The 8,378-nt window shown below is 42.5% G+C and carries 5 protein-coding genes and 1 pseudogene; 3 read left to right on the top strand and 3 right to left on the bottom strand.

Annotation, left to right across the window (positions count from 1 at the left end; translation table 11 throughout):
• Positions 1 to 239: 239 nt before the first annotated feature.
• Both ACUVXA_RS12400 and ACUVXA_RS12395 read left to right on the top strand, forming a co-directional pair.
• Entirely contained in the window at positions 240 to 1,616 is a 1,377-nt protein-coding gene (locus tag ACUVXA_RS12400; RefSeq protein WP_445871584.1) for a radical SAM protein, read from the top strand.
• Positions 1,617 to 1,630: 14 nt separating this feature from the next.
• Entirely contained in the window at positions 1,631 to 3,022 is a 1,392-nt protein-coding gene (locus tag ACUVXA_RS12395; protein ID WP_445871583.1) for a B12-binding domain-containing radical SAM protein, read from the top strand.
• A 209-nt stretch (positions 3,023 to 3,231) separates the two neighbouring features.
• Here the strand turns inward: ACUVXA_RS12395 and ACUVXA_RS12390 are convergent, their stop codons facing one another.
• The 3 genes and pseudogenes from ACUVXA_RS12390 to ACUVXA_RS12380 form a co-directional block, all read right to left on the bottom strand.
• The gene (locus tag ACUVXA_RS12390; RefSeq protein ID WP_445871582.1) at positions 3,232 to 4,107 is read right to left on the bottom strand and encodes a 4Fe-4S dicluster domain-containing protein; all 876 of its coding nucleotides are present in this window, start codon (positions 4,105 to 4,107) and stop codon (positions 3,232 to 3,234) included.
• A gap of 12 nt (positions 4,108 to 4,119) precedes the next feature.
• Positions 4,120 to 6,765: pseudogene (locus ACUVXA_RS12385) on the bottom strand (molybdopterin-containing oxidoreductase family protein).
• A gap of 662 nt (positions 6,766 to 7,427) precedes the next feature.
• Positions 7,428 to 7,586 (bottom strand): hypothetical protein, encoded by a 159-nt coding sequence (locus ACUVXA_RS12380; protein ID WP_445871581.1) that lies wholly within the window; start codon positions 7,584 to 7,586, stop codon positions 7,428 to 7,430.
• Positions 7,587 to 7,813: 227 nt separating this feature from the next.
• Between ACUVXA_RS12380 and ACUVXA_RS12375 the strand changes: the two genes are divergently transcribed.
• Entirely contained in the window at positions 7,814 to 8,341 is a 528-nt protein-coding gene (locus ACUVXA_RS12375; RefSeq protein WP_445871580.1) for a hypothetical protein, read from the top strand.
• Positions 8,342 to 8,378: the final 37 nt, after the last annotated feature.

Below are 8,378 nucleotides of genomic sequence, written 5' to 3'. Positions count from 1 at the left end.
TCGCTTAATGGCAATATAACATTAATAATAAAATAATTTTCAAATTGATATTCATCAATACGAAACGATAATATTAAATATCATTAAAGGTTACAAATTTATAAAAAGTAACACTTTGGTCGAAAACCCCAGAAGGGTAGGCCGGATAGGAGGTATGAAATACGGGAAGCATGATCTCTTCTATAGAGATTTTAAAATCTACAATTGACAATAGATTTGTTCGTTTCTTGTTAAGAAGATTGACACAAAAATGCAGAATAGACGGAAAAAGCCGCCTAAACATTGCCCTAGAACTTTTCTCAGGAGCACGAGAAAAGGCTTGCTTTACGTGCAGCCACATAACGCTACCCATTGTTCGATGGGCTATAAGCAGAGGCGGCACAGCATTTGGAGTTACAGAAGAAGATTTGAAAAGCAGGTTCAAGGATCCATACTGGTGTACGGGCCTCGTAGATGTAATTAGGGGGATAGCAAAATATGGTGTAAAAAAGCCCTTCGTTCCTGGAGCGCCCTTTCTCATTGTGTGGGACTACACCTACGCCTGCAACCTGAGATGCAAGCACTGCTACGCCTCAGCCGGTAAACCCCTATTCAACGAACTCAGCGCTAGTGAGGCACTCAACACCGCTGATGAGCTTGCCGACGCCGGAGTGACTGCAGTTGCATTTTCGGGAGGAGAACCCCTAATGCGGAAAGACCTATTCGACACCATGCAGAGGCTGAGAGACAACGGAGTATTCACAGCTGTTGCAACAAACGGAACCCTCATAACCAGGGAGGTTGCTAAGCAACTTGCAGACCTCGGTGCGGGCTTTGTTCAGATAAGCCTTGACGGCGCAAGCCCCAGTACCCATGACAGTTTCCGCGGCGTACCTGGCACCTATGAGAGAACACTTCAAGGTATTAGAAACTGCGTTGAAAACGACCTCTTCGTTGAGATCTCAACCACCGCCACCAGAATGAACTATGACGAAGTTTCGAAGATTGCTGATCTGTGCGAGGAGATTGGCGTCAACTGGTACATGATTTATAACTTCGTTCCCACCGGTAGAGGATACTTCATGATGGAAAACGACCTAACCCCCGAAGAAAGGGAAGAACTTCTAAAGGTATTGTGGAACAGGCTGATAAGTGGTGGCAAACTACAGTACCTGTCTACGGCCCCCCAATTCGCTAGAGTGGCTCTACAAGAAGAGAAAGATTCGGAAAAGAAGATTATACCGGGACACTTCTATAACCCTATGCTGATGGGACAACTCACTAACCTAGGTGATTTCATTGGCGGATGCGGAGCGGGGAGAATGTACGCGGCTCTTGAACCTGAGGGCACACTACAGCCCTGTGTTTTTCTACCAATAAAACTGGGAAATCTTAGGGAGGAGAGATTTGAAGAGATATGGGACAATCACCCCATTCTTCAAACGCTCAGAAATAGGGATAAGTTGAAGGGAAGATGTAAAACCTGCGAGTATAGAGATGTCTGCGGAGGATGCAGAGCAAGGGCCTACGGATACTTCGGCGATATCACCGCCCCAGATCCGGGATGCATATACAATAAGGACATTTTCTACAAACTCGATATGGAACTCAAGGAGAAAAAGGCGATTGAGATTTAGGGGATAACACCTGTATGCGTGTCTTACTTATTTTTCCCCCGTCTATTTCAGCTATTCTTAACATTCTTGGCACCACCTCGCCACCTCTCGGGCTTGCGTATCTAGCCTCTTCTCTTGAAAGGGAGGGAGTGAATGTTAGGATTCTTGATGCGCAAGCTCTGAATCTGAGCTTTGATGAAATCGAAAGAGAGATAAGAGACTGGAAACCCGAAGTTGTCGGCGCTACTGGCGCCACGCCAGCTTGCTTTGACGCGCTCAGGGTTTTGGAGATAGCCAAGAGTTATGGTGCAAAAACCGTTTTGGGGGGGCCCCACTTCTCTTTTACAGATGTTGAGACCCTTGAGAACTATCCTTTTGTGGATTTTGTTGTCAGAGGTGAGGGTGAAGAAACAGTAGTGGAGCTTATAAGTGCTCTCGAGAGAGGGGGTGAGGTTTCAGAGGTATTGGGCTTAACATATAGGGACGGAGGAACCGTTCGAAAAAATCAGGATAGGCCACTCATTAAGGATATTGACAGTATTCCCTTTCCAGCGTTCCACCTTCTCCCCATGAACAGGTACACTTTCGGCGGGTACCACTACGCAACGGTCATGACTAGCCGAGGATGCCCATACAATTGTGTTTTCTGCGCATCCTCAAAACTATTTGGTAAAAGGTGGAGGGGCAGAAGCCCAAGAAATGTGGTTGATGAGCTGAAACACCTTGCCGAAAGTTACCGTGTTAGAAATATTGAGTTCCTCGATGATACATTCACCCTCAACCAGAGGCGGGCGGAGAAGATCTGTGACGAGATAATTAATAGGAGGCTGGATATAGTTTGGAATTGCTCCTCTAGGGTAAACACCATCAGCCAAAGCCTGCTTGAAAAAATGAAGAAAGCTGGTTGTGACTCAATCTATTACGGTGTGGAATCTGGCTCCCAGGAAATACTGGGCCGCATGAAGAAGGGAACTACACTGAACCAGACAATAAGGGCGTTTAAAAAAACCAAACGGGTGGGTATGGAGATAATAGGTTCATTCATAATCGGCTTTCCAGGAGAAACCATAAACACGATTAAAAAAACTATTAGTTTCGCAAAGTTTCTAAAACCGGACTACGCCCAATTCACCATATGCACCCCATACCCAGGAACAGAACTCTTCCAAATCATTGAAAACACCGACATTATGCAGCTTTTCACCAAGGACTGGAGTAAGTACGATGCCTTAAAACCAGTCTTTACCATAAACGACGACTCCTACCCTTCACCATCAGAACTTATAAAGTGGGTGAAGAAAGCCTACTTGAATTTCTATGTTTCACCTAGCTTTCTGTTTCAGCAGCTCAAAAAGAAACGCTTCATTGTTTGGAGAAAGGTGCTAAATGCGTTTAAGAATTATATAAAAGGAAATATTAGGTTCTGAAAGCGTGGAGGCAATATTTCGGTCTTAACTCGAATCTGTTTAGCATTGAGTTAACAAAAGAAGAAAACTTAAAGCTTTAAGACTTGAGAAGAGTCTGGCAAAGTAGGTCAAGTTGCATTCATAAAGAAAAAAGATGATGAACGGCTGCAATGCTTTCCGAAGATTGAATGGATGAGATAGCAGACCGTTGGCCGTCTTCGTCTCAAATATTATTTTTGGTTTCTTCGAGTTTTCTCTTGAATGACTTTGAACGCTTTTCTACAAGTGTTTATAGCTGATCCGCCCTTAACAAGGTATGCAATTGTAAGAGCGTCAAGTATTTCGTTTTTCTTTATTCCCTCTGAAAACGCTTCTTTGGTGCACTCCTCAACACACTCTTCACAGCCGGCGACTGCGTATGCAACTATGGTGAGAAGCCTTTTTATTTTCGGTGACAAAATTTTTTCGCCTTTTAGAACTGCGGAGCGAAAATCGGTGAATGCTCTTTGTGCTTCTGGGTTAATAGCTAGCAGCTCCAGTTCTTTTGGAATTAGTGTTGGTAATATCTTTGTTAAAGGTTCATTTGAAGCATAAATGAGCGATGTGCCACCAGCCTCAACTTCGCCGTAAATGTATTTCTTTTCGGCTTTAGCCTCCTTAAGTAGTTCTTCGCGGTCACCGAATTTTAATGCTTCAGTTGGACAAGCTTCGCTGCAGGCGGGTAATAAATCATTCTTTAACCTGCTGTAGCAAAAGTCGCACTTGTAAACTTTCTTCGTTTCTAAGTTGAATTTTGGGATGTTCCATGGACATGCCTTAACGCATAGGCGGCATCCAGTGCACTTTTCATGGTCTATTATTACTGGACCGTCTTCGCTTTTTGTAATAGCGTCGAATGGGCATGCTTTCACGCATTCTGGATCTAAACAGTGCATGCATCTTTCAATTGGCGCTTGAATACCTTTAACTGAAGGAAATTCTCCATCTTCAACGGAAACTACGTGTTGCACCAAGATTTCTTTTGGAAATTCATGCGAATTGTTGCATGCAACTGTGCAGGCGTGGCAGCCAATGCATTCGTCAACATTAACAAGTATTCCATACATTTTCTCCATCTCCTATGCTTTCTCAACCCGGCAAGCATTTGTGCTGTATCCAATCATCTTTGTGTATGGATCCTCAGCCGTCGCTGTTACAAGCATCACTCCCTCATTACGAAAGTCTTCGTTTAGTGCTTTGGGACCTGTATGTGTCGGAACAAAAACTGTTTTCGGATGTATACGTTTTGTTAATTTAACCTTCATCTTCAAGCCGTTCTTCGGAGACCTTGGCGTTATTATTTTAGCTAAATCTCCATCCCTAATTCCTAGATGTTCCGCGGTGGATGGATGAATCCAAACGTAAGGCTTTTCGTCAATCTTTAATAGCAACTCATTAACATTTTGGCTATGGGCAGTCATCAAATGTGTAAGCTTGCCAGTGGTCATTATCAACGGATACTCTTCGCTCCAATCAATATTTTCACTTACATCCTTAGGGCTTTCCGCCGGTTCGGTCCACTCAGGGAGACCTGCGCCATTCCATGTTTCTCCTTTCAAGTCGATGTAAGCTTTTCCAGCCTTCCATGAATAGAAGCTTTCCGTCTTGCCGTTCCACCTTTCAGATGGAGTCCAAAGTACGGGTATATCTGGTGCTTCCATCTCCGTGCTCTTTTTCCAGCATCCTGGGCATTTCTCAAAAGCGACTTTCTCGCCACGGTAGTTCGGGTCTTTCTCTATTAGAAACAGTGGAGCGGGGAAGTAGACGACGCCCTTCTGCTTCACGATGTCTAGCCTAAGTCCTGAGAACTGATGATATTTTTCTGGTTCTCTCTCCGCAGGTGATCCAGGAGGTACTGGCCATAAAATCATGTTGAACTTCCACCAGTAATGGTATATTGCTTCAGGTCCCTGCTTGAATATGTTGTAGGGCCATGCGAGGCCGTGATTGTCAAGGTCAAGCCCCACGTTTTCACCCAACTTTTTAAATTCTAAACGGTATCGTAACTCAATGTTTCTTAGAACATATTTGTGATTACTTGGATCGTGTCCCATCTTTTTGGCGAGGTCGGCGGCGATATTGTCTATTTTTTCTCCTTTTGATAGGCGGCTGTTAATTTTGTTAAGGTATTGTCCAATAAGTTCTTCCCAAGCGTCATCTAATGTACCTCCTTCCTTGAGAATCTCCTTTACTCTCTTCTCGCAGTCTGGACACTCTCTAAACATTGTTTCGTCGCCGAATATTCTGTGAGCAATTTCGTTTATGACCCACCAGTCGGGTTTAGCCTCTTCAAGTGGTGAAACTGCTGCGTCTTTCCATTGCAAGGCACGATTGGTTGAGCACAAAATCGTTGAGCCGGATGACTCGAGGTCTGTTGTTAATGGAAGTATGTAATGGGCGTACTCGCATATTTCGTTCTATTCGGTTGTGCCAACTACCACTAACCCATTCTTTTTTAGGTGTTCAAAGACTCCTCTCTGATCTCCTGCTGCTCGTACGATTGGATTTCCGCCTATGCCAATGTATGCCTTTATTTGGTCTTTTATTTTAGGCCAAGCAGCCTCGGGAACCCAGCCTTTTCCCCAGTGGTGTGGATCATCAGGATACATAAACTCAGGATATTTATGTGGTTCTGCGGCGGCCCAAGGAATGTAGTGTGAAGGAACCACGCCTGGTTTAAGATTATAATCTCCTCCACCCGATACGCCATAACCACCTATTATTAGATTGAGTATGGCAAATAATCTTCCAGTATTGAAACCGTTTGTCTGTGTACTTGTACGTGAACCAGAGATTATTGCAACCTTACGTCCAGCCTCATGGATTTTCTGCGCTAACTCTCTTATCTTAGCTGCTGGAACCCATGTGATTTTTTCAACTTTCTCTGGAGGATATTTCTTTACAACCTTCTCAACGAAGTCTTTATACTCTTTCTCGTCAACATAGTGTTGCAAGTATGGATAAGTCCAATTATTTTCTATGAGAACATACATTATTCCAAGGACTAATGCACCGTCAGTCCCCGGCCTAATGGGTATGTACTCACTTGCTTTAGTCGCCGTCTTTGTATATCTAGGATCAATGTATATGAACTTTACACCCTTATCCATCGCTTTTCTAACCCACTGAAAAGCCACCACAGCTGTTTCAGTTATGTTATAACCAAAATCCAAAATTAGATTAGAGTCGACAATAGTGTCTATAGTATTGACTGGGTGTTCATCTCCTGTAACAGCGAGACGCGACCTCCACCAGTTACCGTTACAAGCAACGCATCCCGAGTAATGGGGAGCTGATTTGAATAACCTACCGAACCGCATATAATTTAGAAATTCCGCTTCTCCACACGAGTTTCTCGGAGAAGCGTATCGAGCAACTCTTCTCATTTCCTCCGCCGTCATATCGTGCAGAGGCTTTCCATCCCATTCCTTACGTATTTCTCTAAGCCTACCGGCAATTTCGTATAGTGCCAGTTCCCATGTTATTCTTTCAAATTTGTCGCCGACTTTTTTCATTGGATGAAGAATCCGATTGGAGCTATAGGTGTCTTGAATTGCTGCCAGTCCCTTTGCACAGAGTTTTCCATTACTTATGGGGTGTTCCTTCCAACCCCGAATTTCAACAACCCGCCCATTTTTTACAACAGCCACTCTACCACAGTGAACCATGCAGTTGTTCCTGCAAAAGCCAAACTTTAACTCCTCATTAGATAAGGACTTACTCATTTCCCTTAACCTCCATTGAAGGATGATCCTTGGATTGATATCTTTTAAATTTTGTGTTTTCCCTGCTCATTTTTTAAATGTTTAAAATATTCATCTCTTAGCATTTATCTATCGTTATATAACTATATGGTAATATAGGGTTAAATCCGTGTTCGTGAATTATCATGGTAATTTTGACATGATAAAGTAGGTATGTTTTATGTCTTTGTTTGGGTTTGTTGAAGTTTTTTCCACCTCCCTTTTTAGAACCCTGACTCACTGAGAGAAGCCCTCATAAACCTCCTCTCCTACATGCTTAAACACAATGCAGCAGCAAACGACCTCCGTACCTTTGCCCGAAGCCGTAAGCCGGATAAATATTCCTGGTTCATGTAGATCCTCAAAACGTTGAGGTTCAAGTCAAATATTCAAGAAGGACAAGATACTCAAGGCTGCAGAAACAATTATACTTGGGAAGGGAGAAAAGCTACCAATTGAAACTAGACTTCTGAGGAAAATGCCTTGTAAAGAGCATTGTTAATAAACTGGAAGACTTGGCGAGAATTTCCAGAATAGAAAAAAGGTCGGCCTCTAATTCTTACAAGAGTCTGCGGCATTTTAGAGTGGTTTATGTAGAATAACGCAATTTTGATCCTCCATTTAATACGAGTTTATTTCAATCATCAACAGCATCCACCACTGGAGCCACCGGAAGGTAAAATTTTTTTAAATTCCTTTTTCCAACACTCGGTGCAGAGCCAAATTTTTCCTAAGCTCCGATGTGCACCACGAAGCAGGCTTACATTTTCGCCGCTCTTACCGCAGATACCACACTTGTCCATTTTTTTCACCATCTCCAGAGTTATATTGCTATACGCCAATATAACGATTTATTATTTAAACCTTTTTCCAACAATGAATTTGTTAACAATTGATTTTTGTCCGAAATATTTAAATGTTAAAAAATGTATGTTAATTGCCTTATATCGTTATATGACTATATGGTTATATAGCTTTAGAGTGTGAATCTTCTGAATTCAGATTAACTAATAAATGGGAATATGGTGGAATGATTTACAAATTCGCTGATTTCGTTAGGAGGAGATACGCGTATTTGATTGTTTCTTCTCTCATTCTCGGAGTAGTAATTGGTTACCTTATGTTTACGCCTTGGGACATAATTAAGGATTACACCACACCCTTCTACAAAAATGTTATTGAATACTTTACACCAAGCCTTCCTGGCGAAATATTGGAGAAATATACTAACCCATTGGTAATAATTATGATTGCCCCAATGGGGTTCACAATAACTTTTCGTAGTTTCAGTGGGGCGTTAAAAGATGTTAAGGGCTTTTGTTTTGGTTTGGCGGTAAATCTTTTAGTCGGGTCAATACTCTGTTGGGGTCTCTCCTCAATATTTCTATCGACGTTTATGACTTCCACTCTCTCAAACTTTACTCTCTCAATCCTACCACTACTACAGTATAATCCTGCTCTTTTTATAACAAATTTTGTAAATCAAGTTAATAATTTGACGCAGATTGCCACAGGCCTGGTTTTGATAGGTACTGTTCCCGCGGTAGTAGTTCGGTAATGTTTTTAGCTTTTGGATGCTTGTTTTAATTTGGTGA

The organism is Candidatus Jordarchaeum sp. (assembly GCF_052745115.1).
Note: the sequence above shows the minus strand (reverse complement) of the source record. Positions and strands in the feature narration are given on the sequence as shown.

Bases quoted from the DNA above. Each gene is read 5' to 3' on its own strand.
- ACUVXA_RS12375 (WP_445871580.1), top strand. From the start codon at position 7,814: ATGATTTACAAATTCGCTGATTTCGTTAGGAGGAGATACGCGTATTTG.
- ACUVXA_RS12395 (WP_445871583.1), top strand. From the start codon at position 1,631: ATGCGTGTCTTACTTATTTTTCCCCCGTCTATTTCAGCTATTCTTAAC.
- ACUVXA_RS12380 (WP_445871581.1), bottom strand. From the start codon at position 7,586: ATGGACAAGTGTGGTATCTGCGGTAAGAGCGGCGAAAATGTAAGCCTG.
- ACUVXA_RS12390 (WP_445871582.1), bottom strand. From the start codon at position 4,107: ATGTATGGAATACTTGTTAATGTTGACGAATGCATTGGCTGCCACGCC.